A 20,774-nucleotide genomic window follows, 5' to 3' on the forward strand; every position below is an offset into this window, starting at 1 on the left:
AAAATGGTGAGGGGCAGATAAAGTCCCGATGACATACATTCAAAAAGGCACACCGGTTTTTCGTAAAATTACGTTTGCTTTCTTTGCCGCAGGTTTTAATACATTTGCCATTCTGTATTGTGTACAGCCGCTTATGGAGGAATTTACGCGGGAGTTTCATGTGACCCCTACAACAGCGAGTCTTTCTTTATCTGCTACAACAATGCTCTTAGCTGTCAGCATGCTTGTTTTCGGTTCGTTGTCAGAGGTATGGGGACGTAAGCCGATTATGGCTGTATCCATGCTGGCCGCATCCGTTCTCTGTCTGGCGTCGGCCTTCAGCCCGAATTTTCATACGCTGCTCGTATTGAGAACCATTCAAGGGATTGCGCTCGCTGGTCTCCCTTCGATTGCGATGGCTTATCTTGGAGAAGAAATTGAACCCGGAAGCCTTGGGTCGGCGATGGGGCTGTATATCAGCGGAAACGCGATCGGCGCCGTTTTTGGAAGGATTGTTTCAGGGCTCTTGAGTGAGTACTTTACTTGGCATATAGCGATGGGGTCAATTGGTGTGATCAGTTTGATAGCGAGTATGATATTTTTTATGAATTTGCCTCAATCGACCCATTTTACGCCGAGAAAACTTGAGATCGGTCAGTTGGGAATGTCTTTAATCAGCCACTTGAAGGACCGGAAACTGTTAAGCTTGTTCTTCATTGGTTTTTTGCTTCTCGGAAGCAATGTTGCATTGTTCAACTACATTGCGTATGTGCTGTTAGCGCCGCCGTATTCCTTTAACAAAGCGATTGTCAGCTGGATATTTATTGTGATGATTGTCGGGATTTTCAGCTCGTCTTTTATTGGAAGAATGGTCGATCAATACGGTTATCATAAAATACTGATGATGAATATTTTTATCGTGCTCGCAGGTGCATTATTAACGTTAAACGGCGTATTAGCAGTAAAAATTCTGGGGATTGCTCTTTTTACCTTTGGTTTCTTTGGAGGGCATTCAGTCGCCAGCAGCTGGGTTGGACGGAGAGCCCTGCATAACAAGGCGCAGGCCTCATCGCTGTATTTGTTCTTTTATTACGCAGGTTCAAGTATTTGCGGAACAGTCGGCGGCGTGTTTTGGTCTGCTTTTCATTGGCTGGGTGTCGTCAGTATGATCACGTTCATGCTGCTGTTTGCCTTCGTGCTGTCGGTATTTCTGGCAAGGAGTGAAAACGTGTCGGGCAGCGCGCTATGACTGATTTAACATGTCCTGAGGTGCAGGGCAGTAAATTGAAATGATGGTGACAAAAAAAGGACCTCTGGCGGGTCCTTTTCTTATTGGCTGTTGTTCCAAGGTCCTTTTCTTATTGGCTGTTGTTCCAATGGGCCGGGATCTTTAAAGTAGGCGGAAGCTTTGTGCGAGAATTGCCTTTTGCAGCGTTCACTTGTGCCTGCGTTAGAAAAATGCTTCCTGTCAGGTCAGCTCCGCTTAAATCAGCATCTCTGAGATCAGCGCCGATGAAATCTGTCATTCTCAGATCAGAATGTCTCAGGTCGGCTGCTATGAGCAGTGCTCCTCTGAAGTTTGCTCCTCTTAGATCAAGCCCTTTCAGTTTCGCGCCGATCAGGGCGCTTCCCCGGCTGATTTTTTTCGGGAGTTTTTGATTGCGGGCTTGGGCACGCACCAGCTCACTCGTTTTTAACAGCCATTCATTAACCTCAGCTCTATGCTCGGACACATGTAGGTTCAGCAGGTTTTCCGCGCTGAGCCTGGTAAGTTTGTCCGTCTTTTCGAAACAAGCCCGCAACTCACGGTGAATGGGCTTGGCTGCCTCTATAGAAAGAGCTTCATGTAAATACCAAAGCATCTCATGCAGCTGCTGCATAATTGGAAAAATGTCAAACATCTCTTTCGCGGATTCCGGGTTGTTTCGCCAATCCTTTCCCTCATAAGTAATTTGGGATACCTTTTGACCGGCGCCAAAGCATTCATAAGCTGAGCAGCCTCGAAATCCTTTTTCTCTAAGAGCTTCATGTATGGCACATTGATAGTTTGATTCTAAGTTGCGGCAAGGCGTTCCGCCATCTTTATCAAAAGCAAAATCGGCCGATTTCGCATAAGGCAAGGCAACACAGCACAGGCCAAAACAATGTTGGCAATCCGCGCTTATCTCATGCTGTCTATTGTCATGTAATGAATTCCACAGGCAATATCGTTCACCCCTTCACTCGGGAACTTTGTAAAATATAGGTTTTGTTCGTGCTGTTTGCATTATATAGGAAATAGGTATACTTTTCATTTTATTTTTTCATGATCAACCCCTCAAACAATGTATAATATATCCAACCGTGATGATGGGGAGGGAACTTTTTGGAACAGCAAATAAAAGAGATCATTGCTGCTTGTGATGCGGCAATCCGGAACGAAGATTTTGATACACTGATGAATTACTATACAGAGGATGCCATTTTAGTTGTGAAGCCTGGCATGATCGCACGCGGTAAAGAAGAAATCAAAAAAGCGTTTATTGCGATCGCAAATTATTTCAATCATCAGCTTGTCCCGACGCAAGGGGAAATGGTCATTTTGGAAGCAGGCGACACTGCTCTGGTCCTTTCTCAAACGCTGCTTGAATCGGATAAAAAGGATTCCGAGTATGCGATGGAAAGAAGGGCGACCTATGTGTTTAAGAAGAATATGCAAGGTGAGTGGCTTTGTGCAATTGATAATTCATATGGTACGGATTTAATTTAGTTTATAGTGCTTAGACATTCTGAAACAAGACGGGCTGCATGTGATCTGCTGTGTACTTTTCCTGCATATAATGATTCATGAAGGTGAATAGGAAAGGGTGAATTCAATTGAATCCATACAACAGCAGAATGGCACCTTATTGGGTTTATCATGGCGGAGAATCAACGCTTTACCAGTATCCATATGTCTATAGGCAGCCCGGTTTCTCGCGCGCCATTATTACTGCAGCGCGGGGTGATGTGACAGGAGATGGAGTCGCTGATGAAGTCTTCCTTACTGGCAATCAAACGTCAGGCAGTCCGCTATGGAGAAATATCACTTTGGTGATACGTGACGGCAAAACACATCAGGAACGGCAAATCCAGCTTCATAACAATATCGGATACAATCCGTCACTTTTTCTGGCTGATGTGACAGGCAATAAAACGGAAGATGTGGCTGTTGTAATCGATACCGGGGGAAGCGGAGGCTCTATCTATGCGTATGTGTTTGCCTATATGAATCGGCAGTTCAGGCAGATTTTCAATTCGGATTCTTTTAATGATGAATTCAAGTACAGTGTGAGCTATCTAAATCAATATAAAGCGAGCGTGGTCAGTCAACGCCAGCATGAACAATATATACTGGATCTTACTTACAAAGGCAGAGACTATTTGAATGAAATTTATACGAATCAGGGTGTTTTAAAAGCGCCGATAGAAGGCTGGGTTAATCCTTTATCCGGCTTGTATCCGGTTGATTTCAACAGAGACGGCGTATACGAATTGCTGGCGTATCAGCGAATCGCCGGAAGGTATAACGCCGACTCATTGGGATATGTTCAAACCGTATTGAAATGGAACGGGCGGAATTTTGGCGTTGACCGGCAGAATGTATCGATTGTTGGCGGAGCCGCAACTTGAGCAGAGGGAATGCGTTAGTGGCAAAGACTCACGCTACAGGTGTTCTGCAACGACGGTCAGATAATAAGATAAACCGGTTTGCTGCTCTTCTAACATTCCTCGATGAAAATCATCCTGCATAAAGAACCGCGTTTGTTTTACGTAATCTTCTTTGCTTGTCGGATGTCCGTTTTGAGTCAGGAACGTAATATGATTCATGACATGCTCTTGCACGGCAGGGTCATGATACGTCACGCCGCTTCTTAAAAAATCAGCCATTCCATCAAGAAAATGTTTTGCCTCTATCGCCATCTTGTTCATTTCATCTACATTGATAGCGTGGGCATCTACTTCAAAATCGTAATGCTCTTTTAAATGGTCATTTTGTTCCGCTAAAGATTGTTTCCATTCGTCAGCGGTTTCAAATCCTTTAAACATTACCTTATGATCCATGTTCTCACCTTTTCTTGTGTATTCTAAAGACGTATTGACCGTTTGAACGAAGCGCTGGTACTTTTTAATTTTCTTTTCAAACAGCTTTTTTTGCTTTTCTAATGTGCCAGTTCTGTCAGCATCCTCAACTAATAACCTTTTTATTTCTGACAAAGGAATATCTAATTCTTTGTAAAAAAGGATTTCCTGCAGTCTTTTTAGCTCGTCGGCACCATAGTACCGATATCCGGCTTCGCTGATTTCTTTTGGGACCAGCAAGCCGATTTTGTGGTAGTGATAAAGCGTTTTGATTGTCACGTTCGCAATGTGCGACAGTTCTTTTACTATTACCTTCACAGCTCAATTCCTCCTTCCTCTATCACTATGAGGCCTTACCTTTGGTTGGAGTCAAGAATAAAAATGATGTTATTTTTACCCGGATGGGATATAGCCCCCGAGAAAGCCGTCTTTTTTTATGATCAAAGAAAAGAGTGCTTGCACACAAGCACTCTTTACTCCAACTTAATTCTTTTCACATCTCCTAGCACAAATACGTAAAAAATCAGCCCAAGCAGCAATACAAAACCGGCAACAAGAAAGCTGAGCGTAAAGGAACCTGTCACATCAAACAAATATCCCGTGAGTGAAGCGGCGATTATGCCTCCGAATAGGTTATTTGCCAGATTTACCATGGAACTCAGCATGGAAACGGAGCCAATCGGGGCCAGTTCTGCGGAGATGGACCAGCCGACCGGAGCCGTTGCAGAAACGCCGGCGAGGCCGATTGAAATGCAGATAATTGCAACGGTAATATTATTCGTCAAAATGGAGCCCAAAAAGAAAAAGCCGAAGCTCATCCCTACAATGATCACGGTTCGGTACACCTTGGTGTTGGAATAGCCTTTTTTGATAAGGTAATCGACGAGCCAGCCGCCGACCACAATGCCGGAAATGGTTGAGATCAGCCACGGCACGGCGGTGAATAAACCGGATGACATGAGATCCATTCCGTATGTATGCTTAAAGAAAGTCGGAAGCCATGTAAGCAGCAGGTTGAATGTATAGCCGTACCCCGTAAATCCGATCATTAAGCCCCATACTTTACGGTTGGAAAACAGGGCTTTTAAAAGCGGCACTGTTTTATAGGGGATTTGTTCTGTTGTGATTGTATTGTGTTTCTGAATATAGTTTAATTCGCTTTTGGAAATGCGTTTGTGCCGTTCGGGCTGCTCGTAGTACTGCCAGAAAAAGATGGTAAACAGCACATTGATGCATCCGATCGTTAAAAAGGCGATCCGCCAGTCAAATGTTGTGACGAGAAAAGCGACCAGAGGCGCTCCGATTACATTTGAAAATTTGGCGGCTGAATCAAACAGTGAGTTCGCCAGACCCCGTTCGCTTGGCGGAAACCATAGAGCGGTTGCTTTGGAAGCGGCGGGGAACGCCGATGCGCTTGTCAGCCCAATGAGAAATCGGAACACATATAAGAGCAGTTTTCCTTGTAAAAAAGCGAGAATGATCGTTAAAATGCTCCAAACCGTCATTCCGATTCTTGTGACCCAGGCCACGCCAAACCTGTCCAATAAACTTCCGACGGGCAGCTGCATCAGTGTGTACGAATATGTGTAAATCGAAAACACAATGCCGAGTTCAGTTGCTGTGAGGTGAAACGAATCTTGTATCGCCGGGGCAGCTACAGAAATGGCCACTCGATCAAAATAATTAAGAATGATAATGCCGCTCAGTAACGAAGATATATACCATCTGGTATGCCCGGGCCGTTTCACGCGCTCTTGACTCATGATGAAAACCTCCTCTGTCATAGCATGATCTCCGGATGTAAATACCATTCAAATTTTAATTACCACAGCTCTCTTTTATGTAAACGGACAGCAGGAATTTGACTGGAAAAGCCCATTGCTTTAGAATGAAAGTAATAAAAATGAACACTCCAAAGGGGAGTAGCTTTCACAGTAAAGTCGTCATTACGGGACAAGGTGTCCTCGGCTTTGCTGGCAATTTGATTGTTAGCGAGACCTTTGCCAAATCTGATTTGGTGAAGGTCTTTTTGTTTCTGAACTTCACCAAATCGGTGGAGTTTTTTCATTTTTATCAAAAAAGGGAGAGGAGATTCACTATGTCTAAGCTGAAGAAATGGCTGAAACGTGAATTGGTGAAGAAGGGGCTGCCATTAGCGAAAGAGAAATTGATTCCGATCTTAAAAGAAAAAATGAAGAAGAAACGATAAGGGGGCAAACAATGAAGAAAATGGTTCTGACGGTTTTGGCCGGCGCGGGTCTTTTGGGGGCAGGCGGATGCGGAATACTGGATCAGGTGAATGACGGGCTGGATTATACAAATGAAGCGTCAGCTTATGTGGAAAAGGTGAAGACGTTTGCAGAGGAAGCGCCTGCATTGGCTGAGGAAGCTGTAAATGACACTGAGGCGAAAGAAAAACTAGAGACACAGCTTGAGTCTATTCAAAAGGCAGCGGCTGATTTTAATGAATTAACACCGCCTGATGCCGCAGCGGAGCTTCACAACACCCTGCAGGAGCATAACGACACATTGCAGAAAAATGCGGAAGACGTCTTGCAGCAAGTGGAAGAAGGAAAGGTATCGCTTGAGGAATTGGAGCAATCCGAATTGGTCCAAAACGCTAAGCAAATTACTGATGTGATGGGGCAAATTGAAAAGCTTGGCGAATAAGAAAAAGCATCCCGGGAGCGGGATGCTTTTTTATTATTCTGCAATCGCGTCTGTTAACACAGGAACGACTTGTTTTTTACGAGAAACAACGCCTTTAAGAAGGGCTGTATTGTTTTCTAATGTGACGTTGAATGCTTTTTCCACTTTGTCCGCTTCGTTACCGATTGCAAGTGCAAGTGAATCGTTTTCTAAGATGTCTGTGATCACAAGAAGGAACAGATCAAGGTTCTTCTCAGCCACAACTTTAGAAATCACTGCTTCTAACTCAGCTTGGCGCTTTCTCACATCTTCAATATCCACTGTGTTGACTTGTGCGATTTCGACTTTTTTGCTGCCGAGTGTGAATTCTTTTGCATCAAGAGAAATCAGCTCTTCAACTGTTTTTTTGCTTAAGTCAGCGCCGGCTTTCAGCATGTTTAAGCCGTATTCTTCAGCATCTACGCCAGCGATTTCAGCAAGTTCTTTTGCTGCCGCTACGTCTTGATCAGTGCAAGTTGGAGATTTGAATAACAGAGAGTCAGAAATGATAGCAGACAGCATAAGGCCGGCAATTTCTTTCTCGATTGTTACGTTATTTTCTTTGTACATTTTGTTTAAGATTGTAGCAGTACAGCCGACAGGCTCAGCACGATAGTAAAGCGGCTCAGCTGTTTCGAAGTTTGCGATTCTGTGGTGGTCGATGACTTCAAGAACCTGAACGTCTTCAATATCCTTGATGCTTTGCTGGCGTTCGTTGTGGTCAACAAGGATAACGCCGTTCACTTCGTTTGCAGCTGTTTCTACAAGACGAGGGCTTTCTTGTTTGAAGTAATCTAGCGCGTATTGTGTTTCGCCGTTGACTTGTCCAAGTCTGACAGGCTCAGCGTTGAAACCGAGTTTGTTTTTTAAATCAGCGTAAGCAATAGCAGAGCAAATCGTATCTGTGTCTGGATTTTGGTGTCCGAAAATAAGTATTTTTTCCATGATAACTCCTTATCCTTTTTTAAGTAGTGTAAACATTCTTTTTATAGTTTAACACGTCTTGCTGCGGGTGTAATCATGCAACCCCTTAAAAATTGATGTGAATAAAAAGCATTTTTTTTGAGTGGAAGAGGAAAGGTGTGTAAAATACTGGGTAGGTCAGTTGCAAAATGATCTGTAGTATCAAAAAAGGTACTATTGGAGGGTCGAACATGAGCCGAAAAAACAATATTTATCCGAACAAAGAAGGCTGTCCAGTTGAATTTACACTAGATGTCATTGGCGGAAAGTGGAAAGGGATCCTTTTTTATCACATGATAGATGGCAAGAAACGGTTCAATGAGTTTCGCAAAATCTGCCCGAGTATTACCCAACGAATGCTGACCCTGCAGCTTCGGGAGCTTGAAGCGGATGGCATTGTTCATCGCGAAGTTTATCACCAGGTGCCGCCCAAGGTCGAGTATTCTTTGACAGAATTCGGGCGAACGCTTGAGCCGATTGTATTGCAAATGAAAGAATGGGGTGACGCCAACCGAGAAGTACTGGAGGCGCGTCGTTCGAACAGTTTATTAAAAGAACAGCAGAAGTAGCAGCAAAGGGAGAGCCTTTGCTGCTTCTTTTATTTCATCGAAATGGCTTTATTGGCGTTTCTGACGTCATTTTTTAACAGATCAGAAAGGTTGTAAGATGGGTAGTATCCATGCTGATACATGTATTGATAAACCTGCGCATGCAACTTAATGGCAGCGTTTAGCTGTTTGACAAGTACGGTTCTTAATTGAGGTGTTGCTGTTTCTGTAATTGCAATGGCATAGCTGCGGACAGATGTTTTGGCAAAGCCGAGCAGGTCACCGCTGTAAAATGGATTATCCGCGCGCTCTTCTTCTTCATCATCGCGAGGCATCGGCGCCTGAGGGAAGAACGGGAGAAGCTCTTTTAAGTTTTGCTCAACGGCCTGAATGGACACGCTATAAAGCTGTCTGAGCTGAGGATCTCTAACTTCTCTAATCATTTTCTTCAGTTTAATGAGCCCGTTTGCCTGAAAAGCAACCAGCTCATGCATCTCTAATGTTTCATGCCAAGCCAACGTTCTGCGTTCATCCATGTAACAAATCTCCTTTATCAATCAGATTCTGTATCAGCATATGCCCAACGTTCAATGTTGTTCATGATGTTTTGAAGTTTTTAAAAAGGGAAATTCACCTTATATAGGCTACGGGTTGAGAACATCCAAAAAGAGGTGAAACACGATGTGGGACATGATAAAGAACTTTTTCTTGTTTAGCAGCGGCGTTCTGCAAGCAACAACCCTTTTACTTGTGATTTTAATATTTGTGTATGTCAGAAAAACGAAGAAGAAAAACAAAGAATCTTCTGGTTTTATGGATGATAAAGAATAAGAAGTGATGGGCATTCTTTTAAAGAATGTCTTTTCGTTTGCAATGTTTCACATGAAACATTGGCGTCATTTTACTTGCGATTTGGACTTATGTTAAAATATAAAAGTAATTTTAGAGATGATATGAAAACATTGGTGCAAAACATGTTGCGGCGATGAAAAAAAGAGCAGTCGTTTATGCTGCTCTTTTCTATTCGTATGTTCAGTATGATACGAGGTGACTAAGTGAAACAAACAAGAGCATTAATGGAAGGTGCTATTTTAATCAGTTTGTTTGCGATCATCACACTGTTGGTCGTTTATGTTCCATTGATTGGAACAATTCTGTTATTTGCACTGCCGCTGCCTATGATCCTTTATACGATCAGACACGGATTGAAATTAGGATTATGGATGGGCGCTGTCAGTCTTCCTGTTGTCTTTATTGTCGGGTCCTTTAACGGACTTATTGTAGCTTTTATGTCAGCTTGTGCGGGCATTGTCATGGGGCATTTTTTCAAAAAAAGAGAACCCGGTCATGCTATTATTTCGGGTGCCCTTATTTATATGCTTTGTATCGTGTTCTATTTTGTGATAAGCATTCAGTTTTTGGGTATCAATATCATTGATGAAGCAATGACACAATACCGGCAATCACTCGATATCGTTGAATCCGTTTTGAAACAATCGGGTAATGCTGAAGAGCTTGAGAAACAAATGAAACTGATGGAAGAACAATTGAGTACGGTTCAATATCTTTTTCCAACAGCTATCGTGATGGTAGGAGCCATTTTTTCTTTCCTCAGTTACCTTATCGCTAAGCCGCTCTTAAGGCGATTCTCCCCCGATATTCCTAGTCTAAAGCCTTTTAGAGAGTTGAAGTTTCCGCAAAGTGTTGTAGTGCTGTATTTGTTGATTGTCATTCTTTCATTTCTGCCTTTAGAAAAAGGCCAAATGCTGTACTCTATCGCTTTAAATGGGGAGTTTATACTCGGGTTTCTTATTTTTATCCAGGGTTTATCATTTATCTTTTTCTATTGCCATAAGAAAAAATATCCGAAGGCAGTCGCCGTCATTGCAGTCATTCTTGGTTTTCTGCATCCGATTTTTATGGCAGCCATTCGCATTTTAGGCGTTATGGACATGGGCTTTAACATAAGGAATAAGGTGAAGTGAATATGAGTTGTACTCACATGGTGGGGAGTGATAGAAATGCCAAGCTTTTATGAAAAACCGTTGTTTCGGTATCCCATCTATGCATTGATTGCTTTGTCAATCATTACAATCCTCATCAGCTTTTATTTTAACTGGATCATAGGAACCGTCGAAGTGTTGCTGCTTGCAGTTATACTGTTTTTTATAAAACGCGCGGATTCTCTTATTCGAAAAGAGATTGACGCTTATATTTCTACGTTATCCTACAGGTTGAAAAAAGTCGGTGAAGAGGCATTGATGGAAATGCCGATCGGCATCATGCTTTTTAATGATCAATACTATATAGAATGGGCAAATCCGTTTCTCTCTTCTTGCTTTAATGAAAGTACTTTAGTGGGGAGATCACTTTATGATACGTGTGAATCAGTTGTGCCGCTCATCAAACAAGAGGTAGAATCGGAAACGGTTACATTGAATGACCGAAAATTTAAAGTGGTCATCAAACGGGATGAGCGTCTGCTTTATTTCTTCGATGTGACGGAACAGATACAGATTGAAAAGCAATATGAAAATGAAAGAACTGTGCTGGCCTATATTTTCCTTGATAACTATGATGATGTGACGCAAGGATTAGACGACCAGACGAGAAGCACGATGAACAGCCAAGTGACATCTTTGCTCAACGCTTGGGCGCAGGAGTATGGAATATTCCTGAAAAGGACTTCATCAGAACGTTTCATCGCTGTGCTTAATGAACACATTTTAACCGAACTTGAAAATTCGAAGTTTTCGATTCTGGATGAGGTACGGGAAAAAACTTCATTTGACGGCGTTGCGCTGACCTTAAGCGTTGGTGTCGGAGCTTCGGTCTCATCGCTGAAAGAGCTTGGCGATTTGGCGCAATCCAGTCTGGACTTAGCACTGGGCCGCGGTGGAGACCAGGTAGCCATTAAGCTGCCAAACGGAAAAGTGAAGTTTTACGGCGGTAAAACGAACCCGATGGAGAAGCGAACAAGGGTGCGCGCCCGCGTGATTTCTCATGCTTTAAAGGAAATCGTTTCTGAAAGCAGCAATGTGATTATCATGGGTCACAAATTCCCCGACATGGATTCTATCGGCGCGGCAATCGGGATATTAAAGGTGTCACAGGCAAATAACAAAGATGGATTTATTGTGATTGATCCGAATCAAATCGGCTCAAGTGTGCAGCGCTTGATTGAGGAAATTAAAAAATATGAAGATCTGTGGTCAAGGTTCATTACGCCTGAAGAAGCGATGGAAATTGCCAATGACGACACGCTGCTTGTCATCGTGGATACACATAAGCCGTCGCTTGTCATGGAAGAACGGCTGGTAAACAAAATTGAACATATTGTGGTCATCGACCATCACCGCAGAGGCGAAGAATTTATCAGAGACCCGCTGCTCGTCTATATGGAGCCGTACGCTTCATCAACAGCGGAATTGGTGACAGAGCTGCTTGAGTATCAGCCGAAGCGCTTAAAAATCAATATGATTGAAGCAACCGCCCTATTAGCTGGTATAATAGTGGATACAAAGAGCTTTTCACTCCGCACTGGCTCGCGGACCTTTGATGCAGCTTCATATTTAAGAGCGAAAGGCGCCGATACGGTGCTTGTGCAGAAGTTCCTCAAAGAAACCGTTGATTCCTATATTAAACGGGCGAAGCTGATCCAGCATACGGCCCTCTATAAAGAGAACATCGCGATTGCGTCTCTGCCTGAGAATGAGGATGAATATTTCGATCAAGTGCTGATTGCGCAGGCTGCGGATTCACTGCTGTCGATGAGCGAGGTTGAGGCTTCATTTGCGGTAGCAAGACGTGATGAACAAACTGTTTGTATCAGTGCGCGGTCTCTTGGCGATGTGAATGTTCAGATCATCATGGAGGCGCTGGAAGGCGGAGGACATTTAACAAATGCGGCGACTCAGTTATCCGGCATTTCAGTAACAGAAGCGCTGGAGCGGCTGAAGGGCGCCATAGATGAGTATTTTGAGGGAGGCGTACAAAGATGAAGGTTATTTTCTTACAAGATGTAAAAGGAAAAGGAAAAAAAGGCGAAGTGAAAAACGTAGCAGACGGTTATGCGCATAACTTTCTGATTAAAAAAGGCCTCGCGGTAGAAGCGAACGCGTCAAACATCAGTGTACTAAACGGTCAAAAGCAGAAAGAGAAGAAAGAAGCCATCGCAGAGCTTGAGCAGGCAAAGAGCTTAAAAGAAACATTAGAAAAACTGACTGTTGAGCTCAGCGCGAAATCAGGTGAAGGCGGCCGTTTGTTCGGCTCTGTCACAAGCAAGCAAATTACTGAACAGCTTCAAAAAGACCATAACATTAAAGTGGATAAGCGGAAGCTGGAACTGCCGGACGGCATTCGCGCGTTAGGTTATACAAACGTTCCTGTGAAATTGCATCCTGAGGTGCAGGCTGTGTTAAAGGTACATGTGAAAGAAGAAGCTTAATAGAAAAGAGGCTTGGATTGATCCAAGCCTCTTTTTTTATTCTGCGAGATAAAGGGTTTGCTGGCTTTCTCCGCCAGGTCCACCTTTCATGCCTTGCTGGCTGCTTGTGCTGCTCGAGGAACTGCTGTACTCGTCAGAAGATATTTCTTGACCGTGTTTCTTGATCCAAGAAACGAGTTCAGTATTGCCTGAGTTAGTTTCTGACAGCAGGAAGTATTTCACTTTGCCTTCTTTGACTAGTTTTTTCAGATCAGAGACAGTCAGAATCGGATCTGTGCCGTTGAAGCCGCCGAGTGCCATGACAGATTCATCTGTATCGATGATATATGGCGCAGCCGTTACGGTTGTTAACGTAGCGAATAAATACTCTTCGCCGGTATTATGCTCTCTCAGATAAGACAGGAGACCAGTGTCCATTTCTGAGGAGAACATGTTTCCTCCGTTTGCCGAGCTTTTAAGCTGCGGGCCGGATTCAGGAAGAACGCTGTTGCCCCCGTATAAAAGCGGCGTTGCTGACCAGTAGATTGGTGCGAGGAGCAGCACACATAAGCTGACAATGATTAGCTGTTTGCTGCTTTTGAGCATGAGCAGAGCAATGGTGGTGCCGAGTCCTGCGAGTCCGAGTACATACATCCAACCACTGCCGATTTGGCTTGTATAAGCACTTAAAATATACACTTGGAATGCGGCTGTGATGAAGACGGCCGCTGGCAGCAGGCAGCTTGCCCAATCTTTATTGTTTTTGTATAAGCGATACATTGTATACCATCCGATACCGGAAAGGGCGGCAATCGGCGGTGCCAGCATAATCAAGTAATACTGGTGGAAGAATCCCGCGATGCTGAAGAAACCTGCCACAGGTATGAGCCATGCTGTCCAGAATAGCGTTTCTTTCATTTCATTAGTCTGACCGCGACGATTACGGCACCAGCTGACAATTACACCAAGTAATCCGATCAATGCGAATGGAAGCATCCAGCTGATCTGGCCGGAAAGAGCAGATTGGAAGAGACGAAGCGGTCCTGCATCACCTGTGCCGAACATGTTCATGCTTTTTCCGCCGCCACCGCCGGGTCCTCCATTTCCGCCGTTTGGTCCGCCTGTTGGAGGTGTGCCTCCTCCATTGGAAGCGCCGCTTTGTCCAGAAGGCGGCTGAGGAGCCTGTGCATTGCCCCCGAAGGAACCGGTGCTGTTTTGATTTCCATCTGCCTTGCTGTTTCCGTTCTCAGATGAAGAGGTTCCATCAGATGATTCATTGTGATTTGGCGCTTGCCTTGTGCCATTATTCTGCATGTTATCGCCGCCTGCGGCATTCATATCACCGCGTGCAAGGCCGGTGGTTTGCCCAAGCAGCCGCTCTGTGCCGTTATATCCGAAGGCGAGTTCTAACACAGAGTTTGTTTGGCTGCTTCCGATATACGGCCGGCTGGAGGAGGATGTTGAATCCACAATAACCGCCCATGAGAGCGATATACCGGTTAGGAGGATAAGAGACAGAATCAGCGATCCTGTTTTTTTCTTTAGTGAAATCCGAGAAGCAATCAGGTAGAATAACACAAATGCAGGCAATACCATAAAGGCTTGCATCATTTTCATATTAAATGCAAGGCCGATCAGGCCAAAAGCTGTCAGGAGCCAAACGAGCTTGCCTTGTTTGGCCGCCCGAAGCAGGCATGATGAACCAAGCAATAAGGTAAAGACAAGCATGCTGTCAATGTTGTTTGTACGGCTGACGGCGACTGCGATCGGTGTCAGCGCCATGACAAGCGCGGCGGCGCGGGCCGCTCCAATCCCAAATGTCGGTTTGATCATTCTGTACAGAAGGAATACCGATCCAACCCCGGCGAGAGCCTGAGGAATGATGACACTCCACGTATGAACACCAAAGATCAGCGCGAAGATCGTTTGAATCCATAAAACAACAGGCGGCTTATCAACTGTTACAAATCCGGAAGGGTCAAATGACGCATAGAAGAAATTGTGGAAGCTTTGCGTCATGCTTTTTACCGCTGCCAGATAGTATTGGTTCGCAGCGTCATCCTGCCAAATGTGATAGGTGTTGAGAAAAGCCGCTGCAAGCAAAATAACAATAAGGACTGTGTCGAAACGTTTGGTTTTCATCGTTTTTCACCTCTTTATGATGTCTTATTGTAAAAAACAAATATGAAAAACTTATGAATAAACCATAAAGATTCAAAGAATGTCTGACCGTTTTTCCATAAAAAAAGAGGCGGAGACATCTTCCCCGCCCTTTTTCTACGCTGAATTTCTCTTTCTCTCTGTCTGAAGGACGTATCGATCGCGTCCAGCCCCAAGTCCTGCTGTTCCCATGACGATTAAAGCAGCAATAAGAAGCACAATCGGCATTGTCCATGAATGTGTCTGGTCAAAGAGATACCCGACAAAGATCGGTCCGACGGCTGCAAGAAGGTAGCCGAATGACTGTGACATGCCTGACAGCGCTGCAGCCTGATACGCATTTTCACTGCGGAGCCCAATGAGAGTGAGTGCCAGACTAATGCTGGAGCCTTGTCCGATACCGATAATCACCATCCAGATGGCAAGCATGGCATGGCTGCCGCCCGTTAATAATCCGCATAGACCGATCAGATAGACTGCGGTCAGCGCTGCAACGATCCCGCGCTGATGTTTCACGCGGTCAGCTAAAACCGGTGTCAGAAAAGTGGAAGGCAGACTCGCAAATTGCATGAGTGATACAAGCCATCCGGCGGTTGACGTATCAATCCCGTGTGAACGGAGAATCTCAGGAAACCAGGCGATACTGCTGTAAAATAAAAATGATTGCAGGCCCATGAAGATGGTGACGAACCATGCCACTTTGGAAGCCCAAATCGGACTGGTTTTAAGCTGCGGCGTCTGGTTGGACGCATCCCGATGGCGAAGCTGAGGTATCCAAATCAGCAAGGCTAGAAATGCTAAGCCTCCCCATAAAAGAAATCCCTGTTTCCATCCGCCATCCAACTGGGACGCTAAAGGAACGCTGATACCTGATGCTAAAGCAGCGAATATATTCATAGATGTCGTATACAGGCTGATCATGATCCCTGGCTTTTCAGGGTATTTATGTTTGATTAAGCTTGGCAAAAGTACGTTTCCGATGGCAATTCCGATTCCGATGAGTGCCGTTCCGAAAAACAAAGCGGGGGTATAGCCGGCAGATCGAATCAAAACACCGATAAACAGTATCAGGAGACCAAGCCATAAGGTTCGCTCATTTCCGAGGCGCCGTCCGAGCTTAGGCGCGAGCGGAGAAAGAACGGCAAACGAAAGCAGCGGCAGTGCGGTCAAAAAACCCGCTGCCCCATTGGACATGTGCAGCTCGTTCCTGATGGAGCTGATGACCGGCCCGACTGAAGTGATTGCGGGTCTTAAGTTAAACGCGATAAAGATAATACCGGCAATCAGCCAAAACGATTGGATTTTTTTATTTTGTGGATGTGGCAAAGCAGTTACTCCTCTTTTCTAACATATACTTAATATCATTCCGATACATGTAAGCAAGTATGCGAGTGCAGGTTATGATTTGTCCTCTTTCTGCAATTCAGCCATTTTGGCAAGCAGAATATGTTGAGGCATATGCATGATCTGTTCAAGCGGCAGATTCAAAGACTCTGCAAGCTTTTGTGCAGTTTCAGCAGAAATTTGCAAAGGTCTCACAAAGATCCCTCCTCTCTTTTGTCCATTGTACAAGAATCAGATGTGAAACGTAAGAAGATATCACAAAGGGATGGTGCATTCGGAAAATGCCCCTTATAAAAGAGATAAGGAGGGTTCATCATGAACAAACCGTTATCATTATTAAAACAAATGCTGTATGAGCATCAGATAGACACAGAGAAAACTGTCACATTGGAAGAATATATTGCATTGCGGCATAAGCTTCAGGAGCTGATGGGGAAATTTGCTTCCTTTGAAGAGTGGGAGCTGTATCAAAAGGCGGCGGATCTTATGATGCGTATTGGATTCAAATGGATGGAATAGCGTGTCGTACCCGCTAAAAAAAGCCCCGCGGCAGCGAAGGCTTTCAGTTTGTTAGAAAGAGAGTTCGTCTTCCACATTTTTATGCTGGTCATAAATCACAAGCTTTGCCGGGCTGTTCTCTTTGGCTACCTGCTTCGCTTTTTCAATAGCGGTGTCTTTTGAGGTGTATAAAGCTGTAGGCGCCACATTCTCCACTTTGATAAACCAGCCGTCCGCATCGACGTTGGGTGTTACGGCGTATTTTTTCAGCATCATTCATTCCTCCCTCAAGTTTTATCAGTTTTTTTCCCAGCCTGGCACTGTCCGAAACTATCCAATCTGCTGACTGAAAAAAATGGGAAACAAAGAATTTTTCTATTTTTTTTCTGGATAAATGGTAAAATGGAGTTTGGAGATTTTTTAATGAGAGGACGGTGCTTAGCATGACAGACCTTCTGAATGATCGGCTGCCGCCGCAAAATATAGAAGCCGAACAAGCCGTGTTAGGCGCTATTTTTTTACAGCCGTCTGCTTTAACACTGGCTTCAGAGGTATTGATTCCAGATGATTTCTATAGAATGTCCCACCAAAAAATTTATAATGCGATGCTGGTGCTCGGAGACCGCGGTGAACCGGTTGATTTAGTTACGGTGACGTCAGAGCTTGCCAACACGGACCTGCTGGAAGAAGTGGGAGGCATATCGTATCTGACTGATATCGCAAACTCGGTGCCGACAGCGGCTAACATAGAATATTACGCAAAGATCGTTGAGGAAAAATCAATTCTTCGCCGGTTAATCAGAACAGCGACAACAATCGCTCAGGACGGATATACCCGCGAGGACGAGGTCGAAGATTTACTCAGTGAAGCGGAAAAAACGATTATGGAAGTGGCGCAGCGCAAAAATACAAGCGCCTTCCAAAATATCAAGGATGTCCTTGTTCAGACGTATGATAACATCGAGCAGCTTCACAATCGAAAAGGCGATATTACCGGGATTCCGACAGGGTTTTCTGAGCTTGATCGGATGACTGCCGGATTCCAGCGCAATGACTTAATTATTGTGGCTGCCCGTCCGTCAGTAGGGAAAACGGCCTTTGCCTTGAATATCGCGCAAAACGTAGCGACGAAGACCGACGAGAGTGTAGCCATTTTCAGTCTTGAGATGGGTGCCGAGCAGCTCGTTATGCGTATGCTTTGTGCCGAGGGAAATATCAATGCCCAAAACCTTCGTACAGGAAATCTGACAGAAGAAGATTGGGGCAAGCTGACGATGGCGATGGGAAGCCTGTCCAACAGCGGAATTTATATCGATGACACACCGGGTATCCGTGTCAGTGAAATTCGCGCCAAATGCCGCCGTTTGAAGCAGGAAAGCGGTCTTGGCATGATTTTGATCGATTACCTGCAATTGATCCAGGGAAGCGGACGTTCAAAGGATAACCGTCAGCAGGAAGTATCAGAAATTTCCCGTGAACTGAAATCGATCGCCAGAGAGCTTCAAGTCCCTGTTATCGCGCTTTCTCAGCTTTCGCGTGGCGTTGAGCAGCGTCAGGATAAACGTCCGATGATGTCTGATATCCGTGAATCAGGAAGTATTGAGCAGGATGCAGATATTGTCGCGTTCCTTTATCGTGATGACTACTATGACAAAGAAACTGAGAACAAAAACATTATCGAAATCATTATTGCCAAACAGCGTAACGGCCCGGTAGGAACCGTGTCTCTTGCGTTCGTAAAAGAATACAATAAATTCGTCAACCTGGAACGGCGTTTTGACGACGCAGGTGTTCCGCCTGGCGCGTAAACCCCAAGAGCTTCTTCTTGGGGTTTTTTCATCCAAAAGACTGAAGAGGAACCACCCACTTAGCGGATGTAAAAGTGAAAGCGTTTTAATAAAATGAGACAAAAAGGAGAGGGTAACAATGAGAAAGCGTTTTTCACAATTTCATGCCGCACAAATTAGGATAGCAAGACCTACGGGCCGGCTTGATCAGATCATTCGCTTTTATGAAGAAGGGCTGGGCTTAAAACGAATTGGTGAATTTCATCAGCATAATGGGTTTGACGGAGCCATGTTTGGCCTCCCGCATACCGATTACCACTTGGAATTCACCGAGCATGACGAGGAAAGAACAGCCCCCGTTCCCCACCCAGACAGCCTGCTCGTCTTTTATGTGCCGAGCGAAGAAGAAATCAAAGCCATCACTGCAAAATTAAAAAACATGGGCTATCAGGAGGCTGAACCTGAGAACCCGTACTGGAGTCATGGAGGGGTGACGATAGAGGATCCAGACGGCTGGCGGATCGTGTTCATGAACACAAAAGGGATTTCAGGCAAGTAATCCTTTCTCCTGCTAAAGGATAAAAGTTTCATGAGCTTTTCAAGGCAAATCTTTAAGAAAACGCTTCTAAAGTCAATTAAAGCGAACGAATTTGGATTTACAAGAATTTAATGTTCGGATTTACAATTGACTTTCTGTTTCTTCACTGATAAACTTGATTTGTTTGAATAGAATCGTTTTTGAAAGGTTAACGGAGGTGCACGGACATGTCTTCAGTAGTTGTAGTAGGTACGCAATGGGGCGATGAAGGGAAAGGTAAAATCACAGATTTCCTGTCAGAAAATGCAGAAGTGATCGCCCGTTATCAAGGCGGAAATAACGCAGGGCACACCATCAAGTTTGACGGAGTCACATACAAGCTTCACTTAATCCCGTCTGGAATTTTCTATAAAGATAAGACGTGTGTGATCGGAAACGGAATGGTTGTAGATCCAAAAGCATTAGTCACAGAGCTTGCGTATCTTCATGAGCGCAACGTCAGTACAGATAACCTGAGAATCAGCAACAGAGCTCACGTCATTCTGCCGTATCATTTGAAGTTGGATGAAGTGGAAGAAGAGCGAAAAGGTGCAAACAAGATCGGCACAACGAAAAAAGGAATCGGCCCTGCTTATATGGATAAAGCAGCCCGTATCGGCATTCGTATCGCAGACTTGTTGGATCGTGACGCGTTTGCGGAGAAACTCGAACGCAATCTTGAAGAAAAAAACCGTCTGCTTGAGAAAATGTACGAGACAGAAGGATTTAAAATAGAAGATATCTTAGATGAGTATTATGAATACGGACAGCAGATTAAGAAATATGTCTGCGATACATCCGTTGTTTTAAATGATGCGCTTGATGAAGGCCGCCGCGTGTTATTTGAAGGCGCACAAGGGGTTATGCTTGATATCGATCAAGGAACATACCCATTTGTTACGTCATCTAACCCGGTTGCCGGCGGTGTCACCATCGGTTCAGGTGTCGGCCCGACAAAAATAAAGCACGTAGTCGGTGTCTCAAAAGCCTATACGACTCGTGTCGGCGATGGTCCTTTCCCGACTGAGCTGAAAGACGAAATCGGCGATCGAATCCGTGAAGTCGGACGTGAGTACGGAACAACAACAGGCCGCCCGCGCCGTGTCGGCTGGTTTGACAGTGTCGTTGTCCGCCACGCCCGCCGTGTCAGCGGAATCACAGATCTTTCATTGAACTCAATTGACGTGTTAACAGGTATTGAAACACTGAAAATTTGTGTGGCTTACCGTTACAAAGGAGAAGTCATCGAAGAGTTCCCTGCAAGCCTTAAAGCACTTGCAGAATGTGAACCGGTTTATGAAGAAATGCCAGGCTGGACTGAGGATATCACAGGTGCGAAGAGCCTCAGCGAGCTTCCGGAAAACGCGCGCCACTATCTTGAGCGTGTGTCTCAGCTGACAGGCATTCCGCTTTCTATTTTCTCTGTCGGTCCAGACCGTTCACAGACAAATGTCCTTCGCAGCGTGTACCGTGCGAACTAAGCAGAATACCCGCAAGCCCCTGTTTTCAGGGGCTTGTTTTTTGTTTGAAAACTGCAGATAAGTTGGTCTGAGAAAAAAATATGAAAAAAAACCAAAAAAGTTATTGCCACTTCTATTTGTTCGTGATATTATAAATCTCGTTGTTACGGAAACTGCTTCAATAGAGTACAAGATAAGAACTTGATCCAAGTCGTTTGCTCTATGAAAAATCCGGCATCTTAA

At 44.7% G+C, this 20,774-nt stretch carries 22 protein-coding genes; 13 read left to right on the top strand and 9 right to left on the bottom strand.

Annotated elements, in window-relative coordinates; translation table 11 throughout:
* The first annotated feature begins 28 nt into the window (after positions 1-28).
* On the top strand, positions 29-1,228 hold the full coding sequence (locus CJU60_RS00290; protein ID WP_024123536.1) for an MFS transporter: 1,200 nt from the start codon (positions 29-31) through the stop codon (positions 1,226-1,228).
* 109 nt (positions 1,229-1,337) lie between these two features.
* On the opposite strand, the gene CJU60_RS00295 is transcribed toward CJU60_RS00290, so the two are convergent.
* Complete coding sequence (locus CJU60_RS00295) at positions 1,338-2,180, bottom strand: pentapeptide repeat-containing protein (protein WP_095712570.1); 843 nt, start codon at positions 2,178-2,180, stop codon at positions 1,338-1,340.
* A 164-nt stretch (positions 2,181-2,344) separates the two neighbouring features.
* Here CJU60_RS00295 and CJU60_RS00300 point away from each other — a divergent pair, with 164 nt between their 5' ends.
* Both CJU60_RS00300 and CJU60_RS00305 read left to right on the top strand, forming a co-directional pair.
* Positions 2,345-2,728: a YybH family protein gene (locus tag CJU60_RS00300; protein WP_095712571.1), complete on the top strand. Its 384-nt coding sequence runs from the start codon at positions 2,345-2,347 to the stop codon at positions 2,726-2,728.
* Positions 2,729-2,835: 107 nt separating this feature from the next.
* On the top strand, positions 2,836-3,630 hold the full coding sequence (locus tag CJU60_RS00305) for a hypothetical protein (RefSeq protein ID WP_024123533.1): 795 nt from the start codon (positions 2,836-2,838) through the stop codon (positions 3,628-3,630).
* Between the two features lie 33 nt (positions 3,631-3,663).
* Here CJU60_RS00305 and CJU60_RS00310 read toward each other — a convergent pair whose 3' ends face one another.
* Together CJU60_RS00310 and CJU60_RS00315 are read right to left on the bottom strand one after the other, a co-directional pair.
* Positions 3,664-4,398, bottom strand: coding sequence for a MerR family transcriptional regulator (locus CJU60_RS00310; RefSeq protein WP_095712572.1), 735 nt, complete (start codon positions 4,396-4,398; stop codon positions 3,664-3,666).
* 155 nt (positions 4,399-4,553) lie between these two features.
* Positions 4,554-5,864 (bottom strand): MFS transporter, encoded by a 1,311-nt coding sequence (locus CJU60_RS00315; protein ID WP_095712573.1) that lies wholly within the window; start codon positions 5,862-5,864, stop codon positions 4,554-4,556.
* A 436-nt stretch (positions 5,865-6,300) separates the two neighbouring features.
* On the opposite strand from CJU60_RS00315, the gene CJU60_RS00325 reads away from it, so the two are divergent.
* A complete protein-coding gene (locus CJU60_RS00325) occupies positions 6,301-6,750 on the top strand; it encodes a DUF6376 family protein (protein ID WP_095712575.1) in 450 nt (149 codons plus the stop codon).
* Positions 6,751-6,783: 33 nt separating this feature from the next.
* On the opposite strand, the gene CJU60_RS00330 is transcribed toward CJU60_RS00325, so the two are convergent.
* Positions 6,784-7,713 (bottom strand): manganese-dependent inorganic pyrophosphatase, encoded by a 930-nt coding sequence (locus tag CJU60_RS00330; RefSeq protein WP_010332614.1) that lies wholly within the window; start codon positions 7,711-7,713, stop codon positions 6,784-6,786.
* Positions 7,714-7,922: 209 nt separating this feature from the next.
* On the opposite strand from CJU60_RS00330, the gene CJU60_RS00335 reads away from it, so the two are divergent.
* Positions 7,923-8,300, top strand: a complete 378-nt coding sequence (locus CJU60_RS00335) for a winged helix-turn-helix transcriptional regulator (protein ID WP_024123528.1) — start codon at positions 7,923-7,925, stop codon at positions 8,298-8,300.
* Positions 8,301-8,329: 29 nt separating this feature from the next.
* Here CJU60_RS00335 and CJU60_RS00340 read toward each other — a convergent pair whose 3' ends face one another.
* Positions 8,330-8,815: a spore coat protein gene (locus CJU60_RS00340; protein WP_024123527.1), complete on the bottom strand. Its 486-nt coding sequence runs from the start codon at positions 8,813-8,815 to the stop codon at positions 8,330-8,332.
* A 145-nt stretch (positions 8,816-8,960) separates the two neighbouring features.
* On the opposite strand from CJU60_RS00340, the gene CJU60_RS00345 reads away from it, so the two are divergent.
* From CJU60_RS00345 to rplI, 4 genes are all read left to right on the top strand, one after another.
* Positions 8,961-9,110, top strand: coding sequence for a hypothetical protein (locus CJU60_RS00345; RefSeq protein WP_010332611.1), 150 nt, complete (start codon positions 8,961-8,963; stop codon positions 9,108-9,110).
* Positions 9,111-9,334: 224 nt separating this feature from the next.
* Complete coding sequence (locus tag CJU60_RS00350) at positions 9,335-10,264, top strand: YybS family protein (RefSeq protein WP_024123526.1); 930 nt, start codon at positions 9,335-9,337, stop codon at positions 10,262-10,264.
* Positions 10,265-10,300: 36 nt separating this feature from the next.
* On the top strand, positions 10,301-12,280 hold the full coding sequence (gene gdpP, locus CJU60_RS00355; RefSeq protein ID WP_024123525.1) for a cyclic-di-AMP phosphodiesterase GdpP: 1,980 nt from the start codon (positions 10,301-10,303) through the stop codon (positions 12,278-12,280).
* Positions 12,277-12,726: a 50S ribosomal protein L9 gene (rplI, locus tag CJU60_RS00360; RefSeq protein WP_010332608.1), complete on the top strand. Its 450-nt coding sequence runs from the start codon at positions 12,277-12,279 to the stop codon at positions 12,724-12,726. The genes gdpP and rplI overlap by 4 nt, the downstream gene beginning before the upstream one ends.
* A gap of 36 nt (positions 12,727-12,762) precedes the next feature.
* On the opposite strand, the gene CJU60_RS00365 is transcribed toward rplI, so the two are convergent.
* The 3 genes from CJU60_RS00365 to CJU60_RS00375 form a co-directional block, all read right to left on the bottom strand.
* Positions 12,763-14,847, bottom strand: a complete 2,085-nt coding sequence (locus CJU60_RS00365; protein WP_095712576.1) for an ArnT family glycosyltransferase — start codon at positions 14,845-14,847, stop codon at positions 12,763-12,765.
* 135 nt (positions 14,848-14,982) lie between these two features.
* Positions 14,983-16,191 carry a CynX/NimT family MFS transporter gene (locus tag CJU60_RS00370; RefSeq protein ID WP_095712577.1) on the bottom strand — a complete coding sequence of 403 codons (1,209 nt, stop codon included), beginning with the start codon at positions 16,189-16,191 and terminating at the stop codon, positions 14,983-14,985.
* A 72-nt stretch (positions 16,192-16,263) separates the two neighbouring features.
* Positions 16,264-16,404: a YycC family protein gene (locus tag CJU60_RS00375; RefSeq protein WP_003242786.1), complete on the bottom strand. Its 141-nt coding sequence runs from the start codon at positions 16,402-16,404 to the stop codon at positions 16,264-16,266.
* A 120-nt stretch (positions 16,405-16,524) separates the two neighbouring features.
* On the opposite strand from CJU60_RS00375, the gene CJU60_RS00380 reads away from it, so the two are divergent.
* Complete coding sequence (locus tag CJU60_RS00380) at positions 16,525-16,728, top strand: hypothetical protein (protein ID WP_024123522.1); 204 nt, start codon at positions 16,525-16,527, stop codon at positions 16,726-16,728.
* A gap of 51 nt (positions 16,729-16,779) precedes the next feature.
* Here CJU60_RS00380 and CJU60_RS00385 read toward each other — a convergent pair whose 3' ends face one another.
* Positions 16,780-16,980, bottom strand: coding sequence for a DUF2188 domain-containing protein (locus tag CJU60_RS00385; RefSeq protein WP_095712578.1), 201 nt, complete (start codon positions 16,978-16,980; stop codon positions 16,780-16,782).
* Positions 16,981-17,150: 170 nt separating this feature from the next.
* Here CJU60_RS00385 and dnaB point away from each other — a divergent pair, with 170 nt between their 5' ends.
* From dnaB to purA, 3 genes are all read left to right on the top strand, one after another.
* Positions 17,151-18,515 carry a replicative DNA helicase gene (gene dnaB, locus CJU60_RS00390; RefSeq protein WP_010332602.1) on the top strand — a complete coding sequence of 455 codons (1,365 nt, stop codon included), beginning with the start codon at positions 17,151-17,153 and terminating at the stop codon, positions 18,513-18,515.
* A 118-nt stretch (positions 18,516-18,633) separates the two neighbouring features.
* Positions 18,634-19,053 carry a VOC family protein gene (locus tag CJU60_RS00395; RefSeq protein ID WP_095712579.1) on the top strand — a complete coding sequence of 140 codons (420 nt, stop codon included), beginning with the start codon at positions 18,634-18,636 and terminating at the stop codon, positions 19,051-19,053.
* Positions 19,054-19,259: 206 nt separating this feature from the next.
* Positions 19,260-20,552 carry an adenylosuccinate synthase gene (gene purA, locus CJU60_RS00400; RefSeq protein ID WP_095712580.1) on the top strand — a complete coding sequence of 431 codons (1,293 nt, stop codon included), beginning with the start codon at positions 19,260-19,262 and terminating at the stop codon, positions 20,550-20,552.
* Positions 20,553-20,774 lie beyond the last annotated feature (222 nt).

This window comes from Bacillus sp. 7705b (genome assembly GCF_002289525.1).
GTDB classification, from domain to species: Bacteria; Bacillota; Bacilli; order Bacillales; family Bacillaceae; genus Bacillus; species Bacillus halotolerans.

What these genes read in the sequence shown, in the direction of transcription:
- CJU60_RS00380 (WP_024123522.1), top strand. Translation starts at nt 16,525, where the DNA reads ATGAACAAACCGTTATCATTATTAAAACAAATGCTGTATGAGCATCAG.
- CJU60_RS00335 (WP_024123528.1), top strand. Translation starts at nt 7,923, where the DNA reads ATGAGCCGAAAAAACAATATTTATCCGAACAAAGAAGGCTGTCCAGTT.
- CJU60_RS00340 (WP_024123527.1), bottom strand. Translation starts at nt 8,815, where the DNA reads ATGGATGAACGCAGAACGTTGGCTTGGCATGAAACATTAGAGATGCAT.
- CJU60_RS00385 (WP_095712578.1), bottom strand. Translation starts at nt 16,980, where the DNA reads ATGCTGAAAAAATACGCCGTAACACCCAACGTCGATGCGGACGGCTGG.
- CJU60_RS00290 (WP_024123536.1), top strand. Translation starts at nt 29, where the DNA reads ATGACATACATTCAAAAAGGCACACCGGTTTTTCGTAAAATTACGTTT.
- CJU60_RS00365 (WP_095712576.1), bottom strand. Translation starts at nt 14,847, where the DNA reads ATGAAAACCAAACGTTTCGACACAGTCCTTATTGTTATTTTGCTTGCA.
- CJU60_RS00330 (WP_010332614.1), bottom strand. Translation starts at nt 7,713, where the DNA reads ATGGAAAAAATACTTATTTTCGGACACCAAAATCCAGACACAGATACG.
- CJU60_RS00345 (WP_010332611.1), top strand. Translation starts at nt 8,961, where the DNA reads ATGTGGGACATGATAAAGAACTTTTTCTTGTTTAGCAGCGGCGTTCTG.
- CJU60_RS00395 (WP_095712579.1), top strand. Translation starts at nt 18,634, where the DNA reads ATGAGAAAGCGTTTTTCACAATTTCATGCCGCACAAATTAGGATAGCA.
- gdpP (WP_024123525.1), top strand. Translation starts at nt 10,301, where the DNA reads ATGCCAAGCTTTTATGAAAAACCGTTGTTTCGGTATCCCATCTATGCA.
- CJU60_RS00315 (WP_095712573.1), bottom strand. Translation starts at nt 5,864, where the DNA reads ATGACAGAGGAGGTTTTCATCATGAGTCAAGAGCGCGTGAAACGGCCC.
- rplI (WP_010332608.1), top strand. Translation starts at nt 12,277, where the DNA reads ATGAAGGTTATTTTCTTACAAGATGTAAAAGGAAAAGGAAAAAAAGGC.
- purA (WP_095712580.1), top strand. Translation starts at nt 19,260, where the DNA reads ATGTCTTCAGTAGTTGTAGTAGGTACGCAATGGGGCGATGAAGGGAAA.
- CJU60_RS00325 (WP_095712575.1), top strand. Translation starts at nt 6,301, where the DNA reads ATGAAGAAAATGGTTCTGACGGTTTTGGCCGGCGCGGGTCTTTTGGGG.
- dnaB (WP_010332602.1), top strand. Translation starts at nt 17,151, where the DNA reads ATGACAGACCTTCTGAATGATCGGCTGCCGCCGCAAAATATAGAAGCC.